This window comes from Halobacteriovorax sp. HLS, from assembly GCF_004006665.1.
In the GTDB taxonomy this organism is placed as follows: domain Bacteria; phylum Bdellovibrionota; class Bacteriovoracia; order Bacteriovoracales; family Bacteriovoracaceae; genus Halobacteriovorax.
In genome coordinates this window covers 69053-91915 of the sequence record NZ_QOCL01000003.1, presented here as the reverse complement: position 1 = coordinate 91915, position 22863 = coordinate 69053, and the positions used below count along the sequence as shown (strand labels likewise).

22 protein-coding genes are annotated in these 22863 nt (G+C 34.9%); 8 read left to right on the top strand and 14 right to left on the bottom strand.

From position 1 onward, the window contains the following. Positions 1-32: 32 nt before the first annotated feature. From DPQ89_RS05165 to DPQ89_RS05155, 3 genes are read right to left on the bottom strand one after another with little or no spacing between them, the layout of a single operon-like run. Positions 33-584 (bottom strand): hypothetical protein, encoded by a 552-nt coding sequence (locus tag DPQ89_RS05165; RefSeq protein WP_127715851.1) that lies wholly within the window; start codon positions 582-584, stop codon positions 33-35. A gap of 23 nt (positions 585-607) precedes the next feature. Beyond that, positions 608-1543, bottom strand: a complete 936-nt coding sequence (locus DPQ89_RS05160) for a cyclic nucleotide-binding/CBS domain-containing protein (protein WP_127715850.1) — start codon at positions 1541-1543, stop codon at positions 608-610. Positions 1544-1545: 2 nt separating this feature from the next. Continuing rightward, a complete protein-coding gene (locus DPQ89_RS05155) occupies positions 1546-2820 on the bottom strand; it encodes an acetyl-CoA C-acetyltransferase (RefSeq protein WP_127715849.1) in 1275 nt (424 codons plus the stop codon). A 76-nt stretch (positions 2821-2896) separates the two neighbouring features. Here DPQ89_RS05155 and DPQ89_RS05150 point away from each other — a divergent pair, with 76 nt between their 5' ends. The 3 genes from DPQ89_RS05150 to DPQ89_RS18440 all read left to right on the top strand — a co-directional run bounded on the left by DPQ89_RS05150 (position 2897) and on the right by DPQ89_RS18440 (position 4787). Continuing rightward, complete coding sequence (locus DPQ89_RS05150) at positions 2897-4192, top strand: sensor histidine kinase (RefSeq protein ID WP_127715848.1); 1296 nt, start codon at positions 2897-2899, stop codon at positions 4190-4192. Between the two features lie 91 nt (positions 4193-4283). Further along, positions 4284-4553: an HPF/RaiA family ribosome-associated protein gene (locus DPQ89_RS05145; RefSeq protein ID WP_127715847.1), complete on the top strand. Its 270-nt coding sequence runs from the start codon at positions 4284-4286 to the stop codon at positions 4551-4553. A gap of 90 nt (positions 4554-4643) precedes the next feature. Next, a complete protein-coding gene (locus tag DPQ89_RS18440; RefSeq protein WP_164848265.1) occupies positions 4644-4787 on the top strand; it encodes a hypothetical protein in 144 nt (47 codons plus the stop codon). Here the strand turns inward: DPQ89_RS18440 and DPQ89_RS05140 are convergent. After that, positions 4774-5466, bottom strand: coding sequence for a glycerophosphodiester phosphodiesterase family protein (locus tag DPQ89_RS05140; RefSeq protein ID WP_127715846.1), 693 nt, complete (start codon positions 5464-5466; stop codon positions 4774-4776). The two genes, DPQ89_RS18440 and DPQ89_RS05140, sit on opposite strands and share 14 nt — an antisense overlap. A gap of 53 nt (positions 5467-5519) precedes the next feature. After that, positions 5520-6878: a hypothetical protein gene (locus DPQ89_RS05135; RefSeq protein ID WP_127715845.1), complete on the bottom strand. Its 1359-nt coding sequence runs from the start codon at positions 6876-6878 to the stop codon at positions 5520-5522. A gap of 71 nt (positions 6879-6949) precedes the next feature. Between DPQ89_RS05135 and DPQ89_RS05130 the strand changes: the two genes are divergently transcribed. Together DPQ89_RS05130 and DPQ89_RS05125 are read left to right on the top strand one after the other, a co-directional pair. Further along, positions 6950-8002 carry a DUF2914 domain-containing protein gene (locus DPQ89_RS05130; RefSeq protein ID WP_127715844.1) on the top strand — a complete coding sequence of 351 codons (1053 nt, stop codon included), beginning with the start codon at positions 6950-6952 and terminating at the stop codon, positions 8000-8002. A 110-nt stretch (positions 8003-8112) separates the two neighbouring features. Next, positions 8113-8481, top strand: coding sequence for a hypothetical protein (locus tag DPQ89_RS05125; protein WP_127715843.1), 369 nt, complete (start codon positions 8113-8115; stop codon positions 8479-8481). A gap of 26 nt (positions 8482-8507) precedes the next feature. Here DPQ89_RS05125 and DPQ89_RS05120 read toward each other — a convergent pair whose 3' ends face one another. The 3 genes from DPQ89_RS05120 to yciA are packed head-to-tail and all read right to left on the bottom strand — an operon-like array spanning position 8508 to position 10431. Beyond that, positions 8508-9326, bottom strand: coding sequence for a hypothetical protein (locus DPQ89_RS05120; RefSeq protein WP_127715842.1), 819 nt, complete (start codon positions 9324-9326; stop codon positions 8508-8510). Next, positions 9323-10039 (bottom strand): ABC transporter ATP-binding protein, encoded by a 717-nt coding sequence (locus DPQ89_RS05115; RefSeq protein WP_127715841.1) that lies wholly within the window; start codon positions 10037-10039, stop codon positions 9323-9325. The genes DPQ89_RS05120 and DPQ89_RS05115 overlap by 4 nt, the downstream gene beginning before the upstream one ends. 2 nt (positions 10040-10041) lie before the next feature. Continuing rightward, positions 10042-10431 carry an acyl-CoA thioester hydrolase YciA gene (gene yciA / locus DPQ89_RS05110; protein WP_127715840.1) on the bottom strand — a complete coding sequence of 130 codons (390 nt, stop codon included), beginning with the start codon at positions 10429-10431 and terminating at the stop codon, positions 10042-10044. Positions 10432-10465: 34 nt separating this feature from the next. Between yciA and DPQ89_RS05105 the strand changes: the two genes are divergently transcribed. The 3 genes from DPQ89_RS05105 to DPQ89_RS05095 all read left to right on the top strand — a co-directional run bounded on the left by DPQ89_RS05105 (position 10466) and on the right by DPQ89_RS05095 (position 15351). Next, positions 10466-13663 (top strand): DEAD/DEAH box helicase, encoded by a 3198-nt coding sequence (locus DPQ89_RS05105; protein WP_127715839.1) that lies wholly within the window; start codon positions 10466-10468, stop codon positions 13661-13663. Between the two features lie 63 nt (positions 13664-13726). Continuing rightward, complete coding sequence (locus tag DPQ89_RS05100) at positions 13727-14473, top strand: MotA/TolQ/ExbB proton channel family protein (RefSeq protein ID WP_127715838.1); 747 nt, start codon at positions 13727-13729, stop codon at positions 14471-14473. Further along, positions 14473-15351: a VWA domain-containing protein gene (locus DPQ89_RS05095; RefSeq protein WP_127715837.1), complete on the top strand. Its 879-nt coding sequence runs from the start codon at positions 14473-14475 to the stop codon at positions 15349-15351. The genes DPQ89_RS05100 and DPQ89_RS05095 overlap by 1 nt, the downstream gene beginning before the upstream one ends. Here DPQ89_RS05095 and DPQ89_RS05090 read toward each other — a convergent pair. Genes DPQ89_RS05090 through DPQ89_RS05065 form a run of 6 tightly spaced genes read right to left on the bottom strand, consistent with a single transcriptional unit; the run spans position 15348 to position 22809 of the window. Beyond that, on the bottom strand, positions 15348-17861 hold the full coding sequence (locus DPQ89_RS05090) for an ABC transporter permease (protein WP_127715836.1): 2514 nt from the start codon (positions 17859-17861) through the stop codon (positions 15348-15350). The two genes, DPQ89_RS05095 and DPQ89_RS05090, sit on opposite strands and share 4 nt — an antisense overlap. Beyond that, complete coding sequence (locus DPQ89_RS05085; protein ID WP_241558790.1) at positions 17858-18508, bottom strand: ABC transporter ATP-binding protein; 651 nt, start codon at positions 18506-18508, stop codon at positions 17858-17860. Before DPQ89_RS05085 ends, DPQ89_RS05090 begins: the two co-directional genes overlap by 4 nt. A 17-nt stretch (positions 18509-18525) precedes the next feature. Continuing rightward, positions 18526-19128, bottom strand: a complete 603-nt coding sequence (locus DPQ89_RS05080) for an arylesterase (protein WP_127715834.1) — start codon at positions 19126-19128, stop codon at positions 18526-18528. After that, positions 19112-21004, bottom strand: a complete 1893-nt coding sequence (locus tag DPQ89_RS05075) for a DUF3488 and transglutaminase-like domain-containing protein (protein WP_127715833.1) — start codon at positions 21002-21004, stop codon at positions 19112-19114. Before DPQ89_RS05075 ends, DPQ89_RS05080 begins: the two co-directional genes overlap by 17 nt. Continuing rightward, a complete protein-coding gene (locus DPQ89_RS05070) occupies positions 21001-21891 on the bottom strand; it encodes a hypothetical protein (protein ID WP_127715832.1) in 891 nt (296 codons plus the stop codon). Before DPQ89_RS05070 ends, DPQ89_RS05075 begins: the two co-directional genes overlap by 4 nt. Then, complete coding sequence (locus tag DPQ89_RS05065; RefSeq protein WP_241558788.1) at positions 21892-22809, bottom strand: MoxR family ATPase; 918 nt, start codon at positions 22807-22809, stop codon at positions 21892-21894. It abuts the gene before it with no gap. Between the last annotated feature and the right edge of the window lie 54 nt (positions 22810-22863).

Here is a 22863-nt window from a genome sequence, read left to right as displayed (position 1 = left end):
ACAATTTTGAAGTTAAATGAATTTTATTTCACCTAAGATGCAATATTTGATTGATTTTGAGAATAGGCAAGAGAAATAACTCTCTCATAGAGTTCAGAATCGAGAACTTTAATTTTAGAGATTTCCATTATAAGTACGTATTCCTCTGAAGAGACTTGAAGGGTTGAGCCTGCACTAAGGAATCCCCAGCGAGGTTGATCTCCACATGAGTAATAAACAGTATCAATACCAAAAGAGAGTTTATTAGCGAGGGAAAGTTTTTCCCAAGAAGAGTTCTCTAAGAAGTAATTATAGGAATCATCAGATAGCTCTCCAAAGTAATCACTCCAAATATCTTCTTGAAGTATTTCAGTTTGTTTTCCATCTGCGGAGAGATTTTTATTCCAACTTATAAGATGAACTAAAACAATAGCACTGGCCCATAACTGCCAGTAAGTCCCCTGTGGTGATGTTAAAGTGAAATAGCTCGCAAGACATAAGCTTGCACATATAAGTGTAACACGTGAGAATTTAGACATCCTCATGAGTGCATTCACGAATAGAAAAGAGAAAGCTAAATGAAAGAACACAAACCATGTATCCATACGACCTCACCTATGAGCCAACTTCAAAACTTTGAAGCTATATACTTAAGTATATCTAAAATCGTGACAATTGATATAGGGAAACCTTCTTGATTAGCGACTATGACACTTCTGTACTTAAATTTCGACATATTATTCAATGCAACGGCAATTAAGTCCTGCTCTAGGAGTTTATGAGGGTCTTTTGTCATAAATTCCCTAATCGCGACAAGTTTAAGATCGTCAAAGGTTAGAAATTTTCTAATAAGGTCACGTTCTGAAACGATTCCTCTCATTTCTGTTTCATACTCCATGACAAGTATACTTCCCTTTCGTTTCTCAACCATAGACTTTACGGCTTCATAAAAAGGAGTTTCGGCATCACAATAGTGAGCATCTCTAAACATGATTTTTCTTAAAGGTGTCTCAAAGATTCGAGGAGATATTTCTTCTTCTAGGCTCTCATCTTCCTCATTGTAGTGGATAAACTCTTGGAGATAAACTCCATCTCTACTCCACTCAATCTTTGTTCCGTGAACTTCTAAATCACTATGAAAGTGATCTAAAAAGTAATAGAGTAAGTCATTTACGCCAATCATTGCATGACCATCAGACTTCTTAATCGGCAAGTGACGAAACTCTTTAGCACACATCAATTTAATAATATCTAAGACAGTATTATCTTCACTAAGTGTTAACGGATTAGCAGTCATAATACTTGAAACAGGATTATCTTTAACTAATTCAAAGTTTAACACTGCTTTATGGAGCATATCTTTTTCAGTGATAATTCCTTCAAGCTTTGATGAAGTTCCGATGAGTAGTGCTCCGGCCTGAGAAGAGTTTAAGCTCTCCAAAGCTTTTTCAATACTACAGTCCCCAGGAACAAATGTAGCATCGGCCAAATCTAGCTCTTTTACAGGAACTGAAAAGTCATCAGCACTTACAACGGTATAATCTCTTTGCTCACTTTCTAACATACTTATCTTTCAATAATTGCAGTCACACCCATACCACCTGCTGTACATACAGAAATGAGACCTCGAGTACCATTACTCTGTTCTAACATTTTTGCTAAGGAAGTTATAATCCTCGCCCCAGTCGCTGCAAATGGATGCCCTAGAGCAACACTTCCACCTTTGACATTGAGCTTAGAACGATCAATTTCTCCAAGAGCACCATCAAGTCCAAGTTTTGTTTTACAAAAATCCTCACTCTCCCATGCTTTCATAGTACATAGAACCTGAGCAGCAAAAGCTTCATGAATTTCATAAAAATCAAAGTCTTGAAGAGTAAGACCTGCTTGCTTTAATAGCTTAGGTACAGCATAGGCCGGCGCCATCAAAAGACCTTCATCATCAACATAGTTTACTGCTGCAGATTGTGAATATGATAAATATGCCATAACGTTTAGGTTATTTTCTTTCGCGTAATCTTCGCTACATAGAAAAACACAAGATGCGCCATCTGAAAGCGGAGAACTATTACCCGCGCTCAAGGTTCCTTTATCAGATTTATCAAATGCTGTTCTTAGTGAATTAAATTTTTCTAAAGTCGTCTCTGCGCGAACAATATTATCTTTCTTAATTCCTGCACACTCAGTAATAAGATCATCATAGAAACCTTCATCATAGGCCTTCTGAGCATTTTGATGTGAATCATAAGCAAGCTTATCTTGTTCAAAGCGAGAAATATTCCAAGTCTTCGCCATATCTTCACAACTTTGTCCCATCGACTTTCCAGTTCTTGGTTCCTTAATTGCTGGTAATTTCGGTAAAAGCTCTTTTGGAGAAAACCCCTTAAACGCTGAAAGTTTTTGTTGAAAAGTTTTAGCACCATTAAGCTTTAACAGACGGTCTGAGAATTTCTTCTGAAACTCAATTGGAACATCGCTATTAGTATCAACTCCACCTGCAATAGCACAATCGATTTGCCCCAGAGCAATTTTATTTCCTAAAATGATTGCGGCCTCTAGAGAAGTTCCACAGGCCTTTTGAATATCAAAGGCCGGAGTACTAAAAGATAGACCACTTTCAATAACACATTCACGAGCGAGAGAAAAATCCGCGGCATGCTTAGAAACGGCGCCAAGTGATACTTCTCCAACTTCCTTACCTTGTAGTGATAACTTTTCGACCAAACTCTTCATCGCAGTTGTCATTAATTGCTTATTCGATAGCCCCATATAGGCCGAACCACTTCTACAAAATGGAATTCGAGAACCGGCAATGATACAAACCTTTTTAATTTCAGACACTTAAAACTCCTAAAAAATATATAAATAATTATTACTTAATACTAATTTAATTCAATCTAAAGCCGAAAAGTCTAGTATGAAACTACTCGCAAATGAAACATCAAATGAAGAGAGCTGGAAATACAAAGTTGCCCAAATTGGGCTAGGCTTTGCTAGTTTAATTCTCTTTCTAAGGTTCATCAGCGATATGGCCTTAATTGGTACTGGTGTTAGTTCAAATTATATCACTCTTTTGGCCAGTGCTTTATATAGTGGATTATTTTTTCTAGTAAAGAAAACTCGCTCCTACAATACTCCAGTATTCTTTGGAATTGTCTGTGCCTTTCCAATTATATTTCTTAAGGCAGAAATGACAGGAGGCCTTAACTCTCCTATTATGTCATGGTTTCCTGTACTGCCGATTATTTCAACTTTTATACTATCAAAGAAACAAACTTACATAACTGCAAGTTTATCTATTTTTACAATTGCTCTACTTACTTCAAAAGTTTTTGGTCCAATTTTTGACTTTGAAATAGTTGAACTCCCCGCTTTTTCAAAGGTAGTAATGTACTGCTCTATAGTCACACTCAGTACTTTCATCTGCCTAATACATGAAGAAAAAAGAAAGAAAATGCTCTCTCAAATAGAGAGACAGAAGTTAAATATGCTTAGCTCATCTCGCTACACGGAACTTGGAGAAATTGCCGCAGGAATTGCTCATGAGATCAATAATCCATTAACTGTACTTAGAGTAAAGGCCAAGAAGATAAAGAATAATTGCCAAGAAGGTGTACGGCTAGAAGAAATAGAAAACTCAGCTGATAAAATTCTTTTAATGACAGAACGTATTCACAAGATCATCAAGTCGATGAAGAATCTATCTAAAAATCCATTTGAAGAATCAGTAATAAGAAAAGAAAAGTATAGTGACATTCTGGATAATGTAACGACTCTATGTGAAGCTAAAGTGAAGTACTCAAATATCGTTTTAGAGTTTAATAAAACTAATCAACAAGTAATGAACTCATTAATCCCTTCCCAACTAGGCCACGTATTTCTAAATCTGATCAACAACGCTTGCGATGCAATCGGTCAGAAAAAGGAGAAATGGATAAGAATAAATGCTTCTATTGAGGGAAAATCCATACACTTTACGATTACTGATAGCGGAAATGGTATTGAAGGCGATGACCAAGATAAAATATTCAACCCATTTTACACGAGCAAAGATGTCGGGCAAGGAACTGGACTTGGTTTAAGCATTAGTCGAAATATTATCGAGTCTCTCGGTGGTAGCTTCTACTTAGACACTAATAATCAAAATACAAGCTTTAAGATTACCATTCCATATGAAGAGTACGATCAAAAGGACCCATCTCTAGCCGCATAAGCTAATAAATGTCATAAAATATTATAATATTGTCAATTCCAACTCCTCTTTTGGCCGTTAATATTAATTAACAAACAATGAGGAGGTCCAAATGAAATGTACTATATCTTTTAGAAACTTAGAACACACTGATGCTCTTGATCAAAAAATAAATGAAAAATCAAAGAAACTTGAAAAGTTCCTAGGACCGGATGCAAAAGTTGAATGGGTTTGTTGGGTTGAAAATTCTGACCAATTTGCAGAAGTAAAAGTGAATGACGGAAAGAATAAATTCATAGCTAAGGCCAACTCAAATAGCCTATATAGCTCCCTAGACTTAGTTCTTGGTAAAATTACAAGTCAAATAGGACATAAGCATTAATTCTTAATATTAATTTAACTAAACCCTAATTCACCCTTGAAGTAAGATTGATATGCTCTAGTTAGCTTTAAATCTTACTCTGGGTGGAATATGAAATTAATAGAATCTATATTTGAAATTCTCTGTCAGACATTGGCGACGATCATTATTTACATTGTTGATGAGGAACGAGACCATTTCTTCATAAGTAACTCAAAAGAGTTAGAGACTTTTTCAATAATTAATCAAGATTAACACTTGATGGAAAGTCCGTTCCTATAAAATCGACACCCATTTCAACAAAGTGAGCTAACTCACTTAACTCATTTACATTCCATACTGTGACTTTGTAGTTATTGTGTTTGCAAAGGTCCACTAAGGCCTGATCAACTGTTGAAGTGGATATTGAAATACCATCAGCTCTTGCATCTTCAATTATATTTACAGCATTTATCGGAAGTCCATAAATCAAACAAGCAGTTCTAATTTTAGGATCAAGTTCTTTAATCTTTTTAACGATTCTATGATTGAAAGACTTCACAATGACTTTGGAGTAAAGGTCTATTTCACTTGACGAGATGAGCTCTACTAAGAGCTTTTCACAACCAAGAGACTTTACTTCAATAAATAGTGTAAAACTAAACTCGTTGAGTAGCTCTAATACCTCTTCTAAAAAAGGTATCTTCTCACCCATTCCAGCATCTAGCTCTCTTAGCTCAGAGCTAGACATCTCTTTAACGACCCCTTGTGAATTTGTCGTTCGATCCACTGTATCGTCATGAATAACAACTAAGCGATTATCTTTTGAAAGATGGATATCTATTTCTATTGCTTTAACACCGAGTTCAAGAGCATAACGAATTCCTAAAATCGTATTCTCTGGTCTTTCACCCTTAGCTCCACGGTGGCCTAAAATAACGGTATCAGCTCTCATATTATCTCCTCGATTAGACAACTACTCTACCTTAAGTCATTAGGAAATGAAACTTAGCTAATCGAAATTTTTTCAAGAGATTCTACTATTTTTCTATAACTTGGTAAGCTGAATTCTGCATATAATTTATTAAAGATCTCCATCTTCTTATCGCTCGACAAAAGGTCATCTGATTTCATCTCTAATATATGGTAAGCGTACTTTTCAACGACAATAAAGGCTATCGCCATTGGAGAAATATTGGTTGTAAAATTCTGAGCGAATCCCACACCGGAAGTCGTCCCGTGGTGCTGTTTTATGAGTAAATCGACACCCCCAGGAGTTCTTGGAAAGGACTGAATTAGACTGGCCGCTTTATTTGCATGATTAAGTACAAGTTCACTCGTTTGTAGATCCAACTCCTTGACTTGCTGATTTGAGAATATTTTAAGGTGCTGTTCTTCTTTTATGAAAATATCGTGAAAGAAACTAAAGAAAGTCATTTTTTCAATTTGAAGATCAAGTTGATCGCCAGAGCCCCACTCCATTAAAGGTGCAAGTTCACAGCACAGGGCAGAAATAAGGTAGTTTCTCTTGTAAGCATAAGAAGATGGGTTCGACAACAACTCCTCTAGCATACTTTTTAAATTACGACTTCCCCTCACAGACTTGACCATGGAGGCAATAGATGCATTTGCCAATCTAATAGTGTGCTCCGTAACACCAATAGCATCGATTAAATTTTGACTGATGCCATATGTCTCAGAGTTAATCTCATGGATACTTTTAGAACTCTGCCCTACCTTAACAATCTTTTCAAGAGATTGCTGTAGAAGATGATTCAAAAGATTGGGATGATCTTCTTTTTTTACGTAGAATGATCTAACTCGATTATTTTGATACTTTTCTATAACCTCTCGATCAATTGATTCTTGTGAATTAATTCGCTTAAGGAACCTCTCTCCGTCAACTGAAACAATTTTAATATAGAAATCACATGGGGCATGATCTATAAGAAAGAAGTTTTCAATTGCCAAGGAAACATAATCTGGCAATTTAAAATGCTGTATTTGCTCAGGTGTGATCTCCAAAACTTTGATCACAGTACGGTACAATTCCTCTATTCTAAATCTATCAGGTAAACTATCAAAGTGCTGTCCGACAAATTCAAACTCTCCTAGAACAATTATTGGAGGTCCTTTTTCAAGATCATAAACCAAGTTCATTAAAAGCTTAGCTGCCTGAATATCCCTCATATTAAGTTCGAACGAATTACGAACAATAACTAAGTCAACGGACTCAGTATTTAGAATTTGCTCGACACTATCAAAGTCAAATTCAGTGATAATATTTGCATCAAATTCGTTGCCTAAACCTTGAGTTAGAAGATCAAGTACCCGCTCATCTGATTCTATTATTAAGAAGTTATACATAGAACTATTATAAACTATTTTTCATGTAATAAACTATTCATTTTAATGGATAAGTTGTTTAAAATAGGATCATGAAAATATCACAAACTGTCCTAGGCCTCAAAAAGAACTATCCTCACTTAATAACTGCTGTTGTTTTTCTATCAGGATTTCTTTTCGATATTTTTACAATTGGTAGAGTCGATGACTTCCTAAATCTAGTGAGTCATTTGATTTATCTGTGCTTGAGTATTTATCTTTTTACAAAACTAAATACAACCTTTGAACATAAGAGACTTCTTTTTTTAAATAATTATTTAAATGATATTTTTCACTTCTTAGCTGGAGGTCTTCTTAGCGCCTTTACTATCTTCTTCATCTTGAGTAGTTCAATAACTCAATCTTTTATTTTTATACTATTTATTTTGGCCTTACTTGTTCTCAATGAAGCAGAAGTTTTCCAAAAGAGCAGTGACTGGGTAAAACTTCTTTTATTGCAGTTTTGCATTACTTCATTTTTTATAATCTACTTACCAGTAACATTTAAAGTGACGGGAACAATCATCTTCATTTTTGCCGTATTAATTTCATCACTACCAATGCCTCTTTTTTTAAAGAAAATAAGTAATGAATCATATAACCATTCAATCCTGTCTTCTGTTTTTATAACCCTCGCATTTACCGTTATGTATATTTGTAACTTCATTCCACCAGTTCCACTTAGTGTCAAAGAGATAGGTGTTTATCATAATGTTGAAAAGGTCGAGAATGTCTATAAGCTCTACAGCGAGACGAGCAGGCTAAAATTTTGGTCTCAAGGAGATCAAGACTTTGAAGCAAGAGAGAACGACAAAGTTTATGTCTATGCGAGAATTTTCGCTCCAAAAGGATTCAATGAGAAGATTTATGTCCAATGGGAAAAGTGGGATGGAGACTGGAAAAAAAGTGATAAGATTGCCCTAGATATATCTGGAGGCAATAGCTGGGGCTACAAGGCCTATTCCTATAAGAAGAATTACACTGAAGGAATATGGAGAGCTAAAATTATTAATGAAAGCGACAAGGAACTTGGGCGCATAAATTTTCAAATTACTAAAAGCAATGAAAACACTCCTAGGCAGTGGCATATTGCTACAAAGAAATAGTGTCACATAGGCCACAGTGGCATCTTGCCAATATGCGCAAAGCGTCTTCTGCCTGAAATCTAATACGTCCCCTTTGGCATATTTCTTGCTTAATTTATAAAATGGACAAAATGAAATACCAAATACTCATTTATATAATGCTACTTTGCCCTGTGCAAATCCTAGCATCTGTATCAAAGAAGATGGTCATTTCAACAAATATGGAACAACCTCGTGTTTCAATAACTAGAACTTTTTCCCTAAGTTTAAATAGAGTACGAACAATTAATTTTAAAAGTAAAAACCAAATCGAATTAAAAAGTCTCTCCTATGAAGACTCCAACGGACATATTATTTCTATTCAATTAAAAGATACAATTGGAGAGAATATAGTTTTTTCCAAGACTATTGGTAAAACCAGTATTAAGAATTTGAGTTTTACAGCTGTTTCGTTAGAGAATAAGAAAAATGCTCAAATTGAAATTGAGCTAATCCCCTAAGCTCGGTCCGAAGACCGAGGTTGTCTCTATATATCTTTCTTATTAATGAGAAAGCATAGAAATGCAAAGAGTAGAAGATAAGTAACTAAATAATGTCCCAAGAAGACAAGATTACTAAAATCGACACTCTTTCCTGTAAGGATAATATTAGTCAATGAGTCCATTGAGCCTAACCGAGGAAAGAGAAAGTGAAAGAAGCCCGTAAATATTCTTCCAAATCCAATAGCTTCTTGTCCTGAACTCGCTCCCAGAGAGTCAAAAGCTGCATTTGAACCAGTTATTAAGTACCTTAAAATAAAAGTTAAAATGAAAGCAAATAACTTTGGTACATAAAGAGATAGTATACAGGCGATAGTGATAATACTAAGCATATTTAAACTACTCGTTGCCAGAGCAAATATTATATTTAAAGAAATCAAATTTGTAGAACTTGAAGATGAAATTAGAATTGCAGTAAAGAGAATTGAAAAAAGAAAACAGAAAAAAGCAATAATCCAAGATCCAAAAATTCGTGAAGCTATATACTCTACTCTTCTAATAGGAAATGAAAGGATCTGATTAATTGAAGTTGATTCAAAGTCAGACTTAATACAATTCGTTCCCAATACTGTGGAAATTAAAGTCATAATAAACGCAATGATAGCAAATAATATAAGCAGTCCCTTATCTCCAATTAGGGCCGTGGCCCCATCAGTCTGGTTAAAAGACTCATTAAAGAATTTAATAACTAAGTGACCTCCTGTAATTATGAAGAAGATAAGTCCTACGAACATCAACAAGGCCTTACTTCTGTACTCTTTAATGATCGTATTTAATATTAATGCCTTAATTTGTATTATATTCACGCTAACCCCATGATTGTTTTTTCAAAGAACTGCTCTAGGCTGCTACCTTGAAGTAACTCTTCTTTTGACCCAAAAGCTGCTATTTTTCCTTTATTTAAAATAGCGAAAGAATCACAGATTTGATCCATCTCAGAGAGAATATGAGAGTTTATAAATATAGTCATAGACTCATCACTAGAAAGCTTAGCAAGTAGCTTTTTTAATTCGATCATTCCAATTGGATCAAGTCCTGAAAAGGGCTCATCTAAAATTAAAAGGGAATTTTCAGAAACTAATAATGTCGCTATTCCAGTTCTCTGTAGTTGTCCTTTTGAGATCGCATCAAGCTTCTTAGAAGCAATATCTGTAATCCCAACGAGATCAAGGGCCCTATCGATTCTCTGTTCTAGCTCCGAAGAACTTAGACCATTCATTTGCCCAAAAAATGAAACACAACCTCTTACTGAATAATTTGTATCAAAAGAAAATTTTTCAGGCAGATAGGCTACACCAGAACGAGAAGTAAAATCATTCACATTCTTACCATTCAAAAGTAACTCCCCAGACTTTAACCTAACCAGACCAAGTAGAGATTTTACAAAAGTTGTCTTACCTGCACCATTAGGACCAAGAAGAGCAAAGACTGAACCTGCCTTAACATGTAAACTAACATCATCAAGAGCAAGATCTTTTCCATAATATTTTTTTAAATTCTGTGCACTAATAATATTCATACTTACTCCTGCGACCCTATTTTAATTGGTCGTCCTTCATCGTTAATATGAACATAAGTGAAGACGGCTTCTGTCACTTTTGACCTTTCATCTTTAAACCTTTTTACAATATAAACTTCAATCTTAATTGCTATAGAAGTATTTCCAACTTTAACCGTATCAGCATAGCAGCAAACAATATCACCAACATTAACTGGAGCATGAAAGACCATTGAGTCAACGGCCACTGTAACGACTCTTCCGCCGCATCGCTTCATAGCATAGATACTACCAGCAATATCCATTTGGGACATAAGCCAACCACCAAATATATCACCATTCGGGTTAGTATCCCCAGGCATAGCTAGCGTTCTCAGTGATAATTCACCATTTATTTGTTCTTTTGTATTCATATAACCTCAATCGAAAAGACTAATTATCTATACTATGATATCAAAAGTTGTGAGTTTTTCTAATAAATGTGCATATTACTTTGATAAAGATATCAAAAAAGAAGGAGAGGAGATTTTTAGCCAAAACCTCCTTAGAGTTTTTGATGCCAAAGGTATTTCTCTTAAGGCCTATACTTTAGGTAATACCACTCATAACCCCCAACTAGAGTGGGTCGAGCTTAAATCTTACTTAGCAATCAAAACAAAATGCGACTGTCGACGATACAAAATAACCGAGTCGTGCGCTCACCTATGGTCACTCATCTTATCGGCAGAAAACGACTCGTTCTCTTCTAAGGCAAAAAATCTCTCCAAAATAGAATTCATTAGTAGTTTTGAAAAAGAGTTAGATCTACCAATTGTTGAGGCCCAATTTTCACAAGATATTCAGCAAAGAGAAACACTAGATCACTTATCAAAAGCAATTGAAGTAGATCACAATGATATTAAACTTATTTCTTCCATTGAAGACAATAAAGAAAGAAGCCTATACTTCAGATTATTTCCAAATTATGAAATGCAAACTGGCTTTCTTCGAATTGAGTTTGTTATTGATGATAAATCTCTAGTCCTAACTGATTCTGTAATAAGAGATTTAAAGAGTGAAGACAGAGCGATTGTGGAGATTTTAAGAAGATTAAACTCAGTACAATCTAAGACTTATTGGTCTCGAAAAAAAATTAAAACGAAGGGTTCCTACTGTGAGATCCCTGTTGAGAGTTTAGATATACTTCTACCAAGTATTGTCGCTAAAGGACTTGTGACTCAAGATCATGGAAGACTAGAGTTTAATCCCAAAGAAAAACTTATCTGCCATAATAAACTAGATCATACTAATTCTTGGAAATTTATCCCCTACTTTAAGTTCTATAAAACAACTGTCACAATCGATGAAATCACCTTAATTAATAACTTATCTCTAGCAATCTATAATGGTCGCATAATCAAGATTGAGTACCGTGGCCTTAAGGCATTTGTTAGTGAATACAAAAAAGGTAAAACAGAGTTTAAAAAAGAATCCTTATCCAATGAGGATATTCAAAACTTTGTTCATAAATACCCTCAACTCTCAAAAATAGATCTCCCTAAAGAACTGAAGATTACTAAGAAGAAGGTATCTCCAATCATTAAAATGAGTCTAGATCTTTCGGCCGGTGTCCAAGGAGTAGTGCTTTGGGCCCAATTCACCAGTGCCTTTAATGAACAGTGGCACTCTCCTCTCAGTCCTATGCCTCTAAAGCAGGATGATAATCGTTTTATTATAGAGAAGGATGAAGATAAAGAGATCGAAATTTATGAGAAATTATCTCACATTCTTAACATCAGAGTTAACCATAAAGACTTTACTAGAAAGGTTAAAATTGAAACAGACAACTTCAATGAAACCATCACAAAGCTAATTGAAATAGGTGTCGAAGTTTTTGCAAAGAATAAGAGAGTCTCTGTTCCAAATACTTCCAATATTTCGCTTAAGACAAAAGATGACTGGTTTGAAGTAAAATCATCTATCGAGTTTGATGAAGAGAGCTTATATACTCCACAAATTCTCGCCCTTGCCAAAAGTGGTCAAAACCTCGTTCCTCTTAAAAATGGAACCTTGGGCCTACTTCCAGAGGAATGGCTGAGAAAGCATCTTCATCTTGAGTATCTGGCAGATCAAAAAGATGAAAGATTTCTGATTGCCAAGGATCACTCGCTCTACTTAGATTTATTATTTGAAGAGAAACTACTTAAAACAGATAGACCTCAATATAGTGAGCTTATCTCAAAGTTAAAGAAAATAAAGCAAGCTCCATCTGTAGTGGTACCTAAAACATTCAAAGGCGTTCTTAGGGATTATCAACAAGATGGAGTGAATTGGTTAAACTTCCTAGACGAGCTAGGTCTAGGCGGATGCTTAGCGGATGAAATGGGTCTTGGTAAGACCGTACAGATTCTCGCTCATTTAGAAAGACTAAGAACACTCAAAAGATCGAAACACCTAATTGTTGTCCCAAAATCTCTTACCTATAACTGGCTTAGAGAATGTGAAAAATTTTGTCCCAAAATAAAAGTAAAAGTCTATGAAGGAACAAAAGAGCAAAGGGCCAGTCTTTTAAAAAAGAAGTTCGACTTACTTATTTGTACTTATGGAATCATTCGAAATGATATTCACGATTTAAAAGAAATTGAATTTGATACGATTATTTTAGACGAAGCACAACATATTAAAAATGAGAACTCCAGAACGGCAAGGTCTGTTCTACTATTAAATGCTAGGCAAAGGTTTATTGCAACCGGTACCCCTGTAGAAAATAGCCTCGCCGAGCTATTTAGCTTATTTAAATTCTTATCTCCTACAATATTTGGTCAAAAGAAAATATCCAGAGAAAACCTAACCGATGGAAATGAGTCAGTCGTTACCAACATTCTAAAGGGACTTAGACCACTCATCCTTAGAAGATTAAAGTCTGACGTTCTTAAAGATTTACCCGAAAAGACAGAATCTATCCTACAAGTGCAACTTAGCGCAGAACAAAGAAAGATCTACCAAGACTTAAAAGATCACTATCGTAGTAAGTTAATGGATAAGGTCGAAAAGTTTGGTATAAAGAAGAGTAAAATTCATATTTTAGAAGCACTACTTAGGCTTCGACAAGCGGCCTGTCACCCAGGTCTTATCAATCCAACTTATAAGGATAGTAAGAGTGCAAAATTGGATGCGCTAATGGAGAAGTTGAATATTATTTCTAAAACTGGTGAAAAGACACTCGTATTCAGTCAATTTACACAATTCCTAAAGCTACTCGAGGCAAGACTGATAAAAGAAGGCATCAAGTACAGCTATCTCGACGGTCAGACGAATAATCGACAGAGCGTTGTTGATGACTTTAAACAAAGTGACGAAAAAGTAGTATTTCTCATTTCTCTAAAGGCCGGTGGTTATGGGCTAAATCTAACTGAGGCCAATTACTGTTTTCTACTCGATCCTTGGTGGAACCCTGCTGTAGAAGGGCAGGCCATTGATAGAATACATAGAATTGGGCAATTCAAGAAAGTCTTTGCCTACAAACTACTTAGTGAAAATACCATAGAAGAAAAGATTATCATCCTTCAGAATAAGAAGAGAAAACTAATGGATGACTTACTATATTCTAATGACTCGGTGATTAAGGATATCGACTCATCGGACTTAACGTTCCTATTTTCATAATTTCCCCCTTTCTAAGATTCAAAAGTTTGATTAAAATAGACTATATTTAATTAAGGAACTATTTTGAAAATTAGTGATAAATTTATTCATCTTACTAAGGCACTCACCTATTCTATAGGATTCACTTTTCTCATGTCAGTCGGTCATCATATGACCGAGGCCAAAATACCAAAAAGACTATTTATTCTATTTGGAGGAGACTTCTTCAATGGTGGATACATTCAACTTCTTACATATATAGCATTTTTTTGGTCATTACTTGAAATATTTCATATGCTGAAAAATATTGCCAAAGAAAATAAATCTTTTAAAAAGAAGTTACTTCCAACTGAAGAAAGACACCTAATCCTACCTTCACAAATAAATGAAATCTATCTGAAGGCCTCAGAACTATCTCTAGAAAAGAAATCCCTTCTCTTTGAAATGGTAAAAAAAGCATGCTTAAAGTTTAGAGCAACAAAATCAATTCCTGAAATGATAGAGATTATTTCAATACAAACAGAAATCAATAAAGAAATCTCAGAATCCGATCAGTCAAATATTAAATATCTGACATGGGTTATTCCATCTATTGGTTTTGTGGGTACTGTACTTGGTATTTCCCAGGCCCTAATGATCGCAAATAGTGGTGATATGAATCTCATAACTGCGACTCTAGGTGTAGCTTTTGATACTACTCTCATTAGTCTAATCTTAAGCATTATTGTTATGTGGTATTATCATGAACTCATGAAAGAAACTGACTATCTTCATGCAAATCTTAAAAGTTATATTATTGAAAATTTAATCAATAGAATTGAAATCGAATAATGGCAAAACGTCGAGAAATTAATATTTTCAGCATCTCCTTTCTTGATTTACTATCAGGGGCACTTGGAGCTGTTATTATTCTATTTGTAGCAATACCGAAAGCGAAAGATATAGAACCGAAGAAGCTCGCTCCCCCTTCTCAAGATGTTAAGATGATAGCAAAGAATCAGGCATTAAAAGGTGAAGTCGAACAGCTTAAAGCACAAGTCCTAGAACTAGAGAAAAAAATAGAAAATACTGTAGCAGAGAAAAAGAAAGAGCTTGAAAAGATAGTAGAGAAAAAAGAAGCTAAGCCAAGTGAAACATCTACGGCCAATGGTGTTCAAGATGTTGACGTAGGCTTTAAATTTAAAGGAAAGAATATTGTATTCTTAATAGATGTCTCAGGCTCAATGGTTCAAGGTGGAAGAATTGGACAAGTAAAAGCAGGTTTAAAAATGCTTATTACTTCAATGTCAAAAGACTATAAAATCGATGTTATTCACTTTCCAGGAAAAAATGGTAATGCTTACTATGCTCACTGGACTTTTCTACAAAACCTAGCATCTGATCAAAAAGAAGAGGTCTATAAGTTTCTAGAAAACTTGAGGCCAAGAGGAAAGACACCTACTAGGAGTGCCTTAAGATACGCCCTGTCTCGCTACAGTGAAGCGACTGACATTGTTGTTCTATCAGATGGCTCACCTACAATTGATGGTGGAAAAGGATATGATGATATTCAAAATATACTAGATGAAGTAAAAGCAACAAATACTAGAGGTGTTAGAATTAGTGCCATCGGTGTTGGGGCACTATTCTTATCCAATCAAAACAGTAATCGCTACAAGTTCCTTCATGGCCTTGCCAAAGACAATAATGGCTTCTTCTTTGGCTTCTAACTTACTTCACTAAAAATTTCACTGGCCGAACTTCTCATAACTCTTTGCGTACCAAAGTACGAAATTACTGCACTCATTGCAGGAACTAACACTAAGGCGAAGAGAACTGTTTCAAGTTTAAAAATAAATATACTTTGGAAAATAAACTTTGAAAGCACAAATGAAATAGTCGTACTAGAAATTATTCCACATAGTGTAGCAAAAAAAGAAATGATAAGAAATTCTCTACTTATAATTTTATTCAATCTGCCTCTATTGAGACCAAGTACTTTGAATAGATTGATGTTCATTTTTCTTAACAAGATTTGATGACCAACAATTGAAAAAAGAACCATGATACCAACAATGAAAACGAGATAACTCATCGATTTAAGAATAAGGGACATACTCTCCATAATGATTTTCACCTTATCAATTATCCTTCTGATATCGACATATGAGACATTTGGAAATTTCTTAAATAACTCCATCTGTAACTTCTGATCTTCTAGAGTATTTGTCGAACGAATAGCACTTAGAAATGTCTTAGGGGCATCTTCAAGTACACCTTTTTGAAAGAGAATAAAGAAATTTGGACGAAAACTTGTCCATCTAACCTCTCTGATACCAACAATCTGAGTGGTCACAGGGATTCCTAAGATATCAAATTCTAGCGAGTCACCAATTCCAACCCCTAGCCTTTGAGCATATCGTTTCTCTAGTGTTACCTTGGCAACAGCGTCAAGCTCAGGGTTATATACTTCTTGCGGCCATTGTCCCTCAACAAGAGTTTCAGAAGGATCTAGCTGATCTCTATAACTGAGATTAACCCCACGATTACGCATACGAACTTCTCTTTCTTGCTCTCTGGTCATAACAGCTGTGAGCTTTGTTTCAACCGGGCGATCATTAATTTTTATTAGCCTAGACCTAACCATAGGAGACATAACGAGAAGATCATTGGAATTACTTAAAACACCTGTTAACTCATCAACTTGTTCTGGTTGAATATCAAAGAGAAATGCCGTTGGTCCATTTTCTTTAAGCGGTCTTTCGACCTCATGTAAGAGCACATCTTTAATTTGAGGAATTAAAGTCATCATCATCGAAGAGATCATTAAAGTTGAAAATATAAAAAGAGTAGAATTCTTATAACGAGTCAAAAATCCCCAAGCAAGCTTAGTTTCTAGCTTACCAGTATGTGATAAATAAGACAGCTTACTCAAAAGAATATTTCCAAACGAAAAAGTAAGGACAATTAATACTACTAATACAGCAGTGAACATTGATCCTATGATAAATGATTTACACAGATAAATCGCGGTAAGGTAAAAGAAAATAAAAACTGGTAGGAAATGGTACCATCTGGAGTGATTAACACTTGTATCATCTTCAAATGAAAACAAATTACCAAAGCTGGCCTTGGAGTATGGCAAAATAAGTGGTAATCCAATAAGTGTCGATCCAACAGTTCCAATAATAAACGGCGCTAGTAAAGACTCAATTGAGAAGTTGAACTGGAGGTTTAATCCAAGTAATTGATTCAAAGAACTAAGGACCTTAGGCAAGAAGATGGGAGTGATAGAAACACTTATTAAAGAGCCTATCAAACTCATTAAAAGTAATTGTCCAATGAAAACCTGCATGACCTTTGCATTACTCATCCCTAAGAATTTAGAGATAGAGATATCTTTCTTTCTTTTAAATAGAAAACTTCTATATAAATACATGAGACCCATGGTTGCTAAGAATAGGCCACTTAAGCTGACAAGTCCTAGAAAGTCATTGAGATACTTGAGGATTCTTCCTACCTGAGCAGAAGATTCCTTAGGTGTTAACACTTCAATACTTGTATCATTAAGTTTATCCTGAATTTGACTTTGCTGTGCAGAGTTTATAGGGGTCTGTAGCTTAAAGAAGTAAGAATACCAGGCGGTGCTTCCTTTTTGTAAAAGCTCTGCTCCCTTAAGTGCTTCATTAGATATATAAATACGTGGAGCAATTGAGCCCATTCTAAAGCTCTGTTGACCATCATCTTTTATAGTATCTCTTAGCGTAAAGGTCTTCTTTCCAAGTATAAATGTATCTCCAATATTAAGATTCATCTGTATTAATACTTCAGGATACACAAATGCATCATATGGATTAATAAATTCGAATTTTTCGGCGGAATTTAACTGAATCTCACCATAAAAAGGAAATTCTTCTCCAACAATTCGTACTGAAACCAACCTCGAATTATCTTTTGAACTGGCCATGGAAAAAAGACTAATATTCTTAGTCATCATATTTCCAGGTAACATATCAGAGACTAATTCAATTTTTTCTTTAGAAATATCGACTCTTGAATTAAGGGCAAGATCGGCACCAAGAATTCTCAGAGAGTTTTTATTTAACTCACTTAAAAATGACCCCTTAAATCCTTCAATAACTGAAAGTCCACTAAGCCCAATTATAATATTTATAATGAAAATAAGAACAAAGCGTGGAGAACTCTTCAGCTCTCTATACATCATTTTAAAAACCATCATTTATCACTTTGATTGAGGATACCTAATTCCAAAGAACTAGTATTATCACACTTCTTAGCTAGCTCAGTCTCATGGGTAACCAAAATCATAGACATGTCATTTTCTCGAACTAAGTTAAAGAGTAAGTCCATGATTTTCTCACCAGTCTCTTCATCTAAGCTTCCACTTGGCTCATCAGCAAGCAGTAATGCTGGCTTAATGGCCATTGCTCTAGCGATTGCGACTCTTTGCTTTTCACCACCACTTAGTTGGGCCGGAAAATGAGAAGCTCTATCAGATAGCCCTACTGCTTCTAATAATGCTAAGGAAGTTTGCACTGCATTCTTGTCTCCAAGAATTTCTAAAGGTAGAGAAACATTTTCGAGAGCATTCAAATGTTCAATCAAATGAAATTGTTGAAAAATAACACCAATAGATTGAGAACGAACTTTAGTAAGCTGCTCTTGAGTGTAATTTGTTATATCTTCGCCATTAAAAATGACACTACCAGCGTCTGACTTCTCTATCCCAGAAAGGATTGAAAGCAGCGTAGTCTTACCGCTTCCAGATTTCCCTAGAATTGCTAAAGTCTTTCCCTTTTCAATAGATAGATTTATATCTCGCAAGACATCTATCTTACGGTTTCCTTGCAAAAAACTTTTTTGCACACTCTTACACTCTAGGATCATAATAAAGGCCTCAAATACTTAACTAGATTTTTAGCAATAACTTCATGACCATTCTCATTAGGATGAATTCCATCAGAAATATTCAGGTCTTTATTGGCAGCAACCCCATCTAAAAGAAAAGGGATAAGAGTTAACTTATATTCTTTTTCAAGAGAGAGATACATCTTTTTAAATTCACTAGTATACTTAGGTCCATAATTTGGTGGTATATACATACCTGCCAAGACAACCTTTATTCCATTTTCTTGAGCAAGCTCAATTGTCTTTGACAAATTAATCTTAGAAGCTTTTAGGTCGATACCTCTTAGGCCATCATTTGCTCCTAAGGCCAAAACAAGAATGTCAGGCTTTCCCTTTAGAAACCATTTAAACCTTGAAAATGAGCTTGCAGTTGTGGAACCAGAAACAGACCCATTAAGAACTTCTATATCAATACTGTGATCAGATTTAAGTAGTTCTTTTAGAATTATGGGATAAGATTTTTCTTTAGCAACACCATAGCCCTCAGTCAAAGAATCCCCTATAAAGAGAATCTTCTTGGCAGCAAGAGTCGAAAAGCTAATAAAGAGTATAAGTAGAATTTTATATAGTTTTTTCATAGACCATCATTTTAAGGCCTCGTAAAATGAATGACAACTTATATAGAGGGCCAGATGGTCTTGTATAAACGATTTGTTCGTAGGTTGATACAAACTCTTGATATATCGTGTGATCTTCACGGGCCAAGAGCCTCATCTGTCTAATATCCATCAGCTTAAACTCGCTCCAGCTCAGCTTTCTTCGCTTAAATAAATTTATAAATAGTATGAGATTAACAAAATTTACTCTCCATAGAAGAAAAACGACAGACAAAGCTAAGACAGTAAGTACGGCTTTTGAAAAAATAACCTTTAAATCTTTAGATTTGATTTTTCTAACTATATCTTTTTGATACTGAAGGTCATAATTAAAGAAGAGCGTTCCAGACTTATAATAAATGGTCTTCATATATTGTAACCATTTCATAAAATTTGAGCTCTTATTCTGTCTCAGCTGATCAATATTTGTTGTTAGACCTGATAAGTAGCCGTAGAAAATATCGGACTCATACTCTATTCGATTTGGAGCTATATACGAGACAGGATCAAATCTCTTCCAATGGCCATTATCATCAATATACTCAACCCAAACATGTGCATCCTTTTGAGTGACTGTATAAAAGTCTCCTATCTCGTTATACTCTCCACCAAGGTATCCAGTGACAACCCTAGCTGGAATATCAAAGAGTCTAAATAAGATGGCACTCGCAGTTGTAAAGTGGCCACAAAATCCCCTTTTCCTATCAAAGAAGAATTCATCAAAACCCGTCTCTAATGAATAAGTTCCTGGAGCGAGTGTATAAGTGAAGTCCTTTTTAAATACTTCTCCCAAAAGAAGTTCAACTCGACTAGCTTTAGAAGAAACTTCTTTATTATCATCAAGAAATTTCCTTAGTCTCTCACTAATAAGTTGATCAACTTGTAGATTAATTTTACGAAAGTTTTTAAACTTTGAGAGTGATTCACGTTCAGATACAGTGGCCTTAAAGCGGATTTTTTGATCCATGACGGAAGTTCCTTGAAAAACTCCCCCCCTCTGTTTTCTTACAATAGCTTTGGAAGCCATCGAAATACTAGACGTATTATCAAGTGTGAAAAGAGGACCATTCCAGACACTCTGATAGCTTACCTCATATGACTTTATAGGTTCTTGATTACTTTTGTAGCGATAATTATCAGATACTTTCCCGCGAGACCAAGAAAAAGACTTATTTAAAGACAAGACCTGACCACGCCAATAAAGATCACTTCTTTTTATTGGAAATGAAATCTCAGCATTAAATAATGGATCAGTATTGGAGACTAACTTCTCAACATCACCAGGAACTAAGGTTTCACTAAAGCCAGTTTGTGCAAAATTCTTAGAGAAGAAAAAACCTCCAAATTGATAACGAGGAAAAACAATAAGAAGAACTATAATCAGTGGGGACGATTTAAGAGCTAGAGCAAGAATATTCTTAGCAATTACTTTGGCATGATTTTCACTTACACTCATATAGAGAATAAAGAAGCTTAAGAATAATGAAAACAAAATAACGCCTAAATAATAAAACTCTTCTACTTGCACACTTAATGAGAGTACGAAGAGCTGCAAAATAAAAATAAATGAGAAAATATCTCTTTTTTCATTAACCTCAAATAATTTAAGAAAACATAGGCTTGCAAGTAAAGTTGTTGCAGGAAGAGTTCCTTTCCATGTACCGATAAAGAAATAGATGACTGCTAAGCTAGATATCAAAAGTGGAATTCTTAGATTTTTTAAAAGTTCAATTTTACTATAGTGATAAAAGCTCAAAAGTGATGCTAAGCCCAAAAGGTACAAAAAGACCTCTATAGGAAATAAAGAGAAGAATAGGACAACCAATAAAGTGATAAAAGAGATATAGATCCGTATCATGCTATATTCCTATTAAATAGACAAAGAAACTTAATAGACTGTTTTAAAGTATCTTGATCACTTCCACTGAATAACAATTGGTCATCAACATAGAACTCTATCCCCTTTGATTCGTTATAATACTTAAAAAGAAGACTTGTGGCGGTAGATATTTGTTCTTCGCTACTACCTTTATAAAGGTCTACTCTGTAAGCATTATCGCAATGACTAGTATAGACTTTGCTCAGCAATCCTTTACCACTAGCATATGCCTTCCAATCAATATGTCTCCAAGAGTCAGTTTCAAGGGCCTTCTTGTGCTCCAAAAAATCCTCATTATTTTGACCGACTTTATCTACGGATTCATTACTAGAGTGATTTGATTGCATAACACTCATAAGCTCATTAGAATTGATCAGTTTTGGATAAATATATAATTTTCGATCAATGTCAAAGTATCTCCAGGCCCTAAATAATCCAAAAGGGAATGTGGTCGATAACTTAACACGATTAATATGATGAACTCCTCTCATTTGTTCACCGATATATATATCTACATACGCTTTATCAAAAGTAACTATTTCATCACGATAAATTTGGGTTTGATCATCGCAAACACGAAAGCTCTTATTTTCAAATTTATCAGATAGCTCTAGAGGTAATCTAAAAATAACATTCTGTGATACTTCCACTAAGTCTTCTTGAATAGGCAAAGTTGAAATACTCTGAAAAGAACTATTTGTGTAAATGGCACTCATAAAGATAATTGAAGAACTTATGAAGGTAATTAGATATGCGAAAGGGTGACCAAAAGTAATAGAGACCATAAATTCAATCAGAATGACAATACCAAAGATAACTCCATAGCGAGTTGGTAAAATATAGGTTCTATTGCTTCTTAGCTTCATCTATCTTACTGGCATACTATTTACAATATTAGTCACCTTACTTTGACCGTCCTTTAAACCTAAAGAACTATTTAATCTGTGAGAAATAATATACGGACAGACAAATTTTAAATCATCATGTGTCGCAAAATCTCTTCCTTCCAAGAAAGCACAGGCCTTCATCGCAAGATATAAATCTTGTCCTGCTCTAACGGACAACTTCTCTCCATCAACACACTCCTTACGAAGCCTTGCGAGAAAATCCATTAAAAACTCCATGAGCTCTTCTGAAACAGAAATACCTAACACTTTCGAGTGAATTAGTTTTAAGTCATCTAGATTCATAAAAGAGTGCATAGTATCAATCTGCTCTCTTACTTTTAGACCTTGAATAATTTTCTTTTCATACTCTCTGCTCGGTAGTCCTAATGTGAGCGCCATAAAGAATCGGTCAAGCTGGGATTCGGGTAATGGATTAGTACCTATTTGATTAATTGGGTTTTGAGTTGCGATAACAACAAAAGGGTCATCTAATTCATATTCACAATTATCGAAAGTAATATACTTCTCTTCCATTGCCTGCAAAAGTGCTGACTGAGTTTTAGAAGAAGCTCTATTGAGTTCATCGGCCAAAATTAATTGACTAAAAATCGGACCTCTATTGAAAACAAAAACGGACTCTTCTTTGTTAAAGATAGATGTTCCAATAATATCACTTGGTAACAGATCGTTAGTAAATTGAATTCTAGATAACTTCAATCCAAAGATATGAGATAGTAAGTAAACTAGAGTCGTCTTACCTACTCCAGGTATATCCTCAATGAGTAAGTGTCCCTTAGATATCAAAGCGATAAAGGCCAATTTAACTTGCAGATCCTTACCAAGAAATATACCACTACTTGAATCCATTGCATTTCTAAGACGTTGTTGTATATCCACTCATTACCCCTTTAATAGATCATCGAGAACTCATATACTTGCCAAAAACACACA

Coding starts and splice junctions, on each gene's coding strand:
- yciA (WP_127715840.1), bottom strand. CDS start 10,431: ATGAATACAAAAGAACAAATAAATGGTGAATTATCACTGAGAACGCTA.
- DPQ89_RS05115 (WP_127715841.1), bottom strand. CDS start 10,039: ATGAATATTATTAGTGCACAGAATTTAAAAAAATATTATGGAAAAGAT.
- DPQ89_RS05165 (WP_127715851.1), bottom strand. CDS start 584: ATGGATACATGGTTTGTGTTCTTTCATTTAGCTTTCTCTTTTCTATTC.
- DPQ89_RS05130 (WP_127715844.1), top strand. CDS start 6,950: ATGAAAATATCACAAACTGTCCTAGGCCTCAAAAAGAACTATCCTCAC.
- DPQ89_RS05150 (WP_127715848.1), top strand. CDS start 2,897: ATGAAACTACTCGCAAATGAAACATCAAATGAAGAGAGCTGGAAATAC.
- DPQ89_RS05090 (WP_127715836.1), bottom strand. CDS start 17,861: ATGATGGTTTTTAAAATGATGTATAGAGAGCTGAAGAGTTCTCCACGC.
- DPQ89_RS05080 (WP_127715834.1), bottom strand. CDS start 19,128: ATGAAAAAACTATATAAAATTCTACTTATACTCTTTATTAGCTTTTCG.
- DPQ89_RS05145 (WP_127715847.1), top strand. CDS start 4,284: ATGAAATGTACTATATCTTTTAGAAACTTAGAACACACTGATGCTCTT.
- DPQ89_RS05070 (WP_127715832.1), bottom strand. CDS start 21,891: ATGAAGCTAAGAAGCAATAGAACCTATATTTTACCAACTCGCTATGGA.
- DPQ89_RS05105 (WP_127715839.1), top strand. CDS start 10,466: ATGATATCAAAAGTTGTGAGTTTTTCTAATAAATGTGCATATTACTTT.
- DPQ89_RS05140 (WP_127715846.1), bottom strand. CDS start 5,466: ATGAGAGCTGATACCGTTATTTTAGGCCACCGTGGAGCTAAGGGTGAA.
- DPQ89_RS05160 (WP_127715850.1), bottom strand. CDS start 1,543: ATGTTAGAAAGTGAGCAAAGAGATTATACCGTTGTAAGTGCTGATGAC.
- DPQ89_RS05135 (WP_127715845.1), bottom strand. CDS start 6,878: ATGTATAACTTCTTAATAATAGAATCAGATGAGCGGGTACTTGATCTT.
- DPQ89_RS05125 (WP_127715843.1), top strand. CDS start 8,113: ATGAAATACCAAATACTCATTTATATAATGCTACTTTGCCCTGTGCAA.
- DPQ89_RS05075 (WP_127715833.1), bottom strand. CDS start 21,004: ATGATACGGATCTATATCTCTTTTATCACTTTATTGGTTGTCCTATTC.
- DPQ89_RS05095 (WP_127715837.1), top strand. CDS start 14,473: ATGGCAAAACGTCGAGAAATTAATATTTTCAGCATCTCCTTTCTTGAT.
- DPQ89_RS18440 (WP_164848265.1), top strand. CDS start 4,644: ATGAAATTAATAGAATCTATATTTGAAATTCTCTGTCAGACATTGGCG.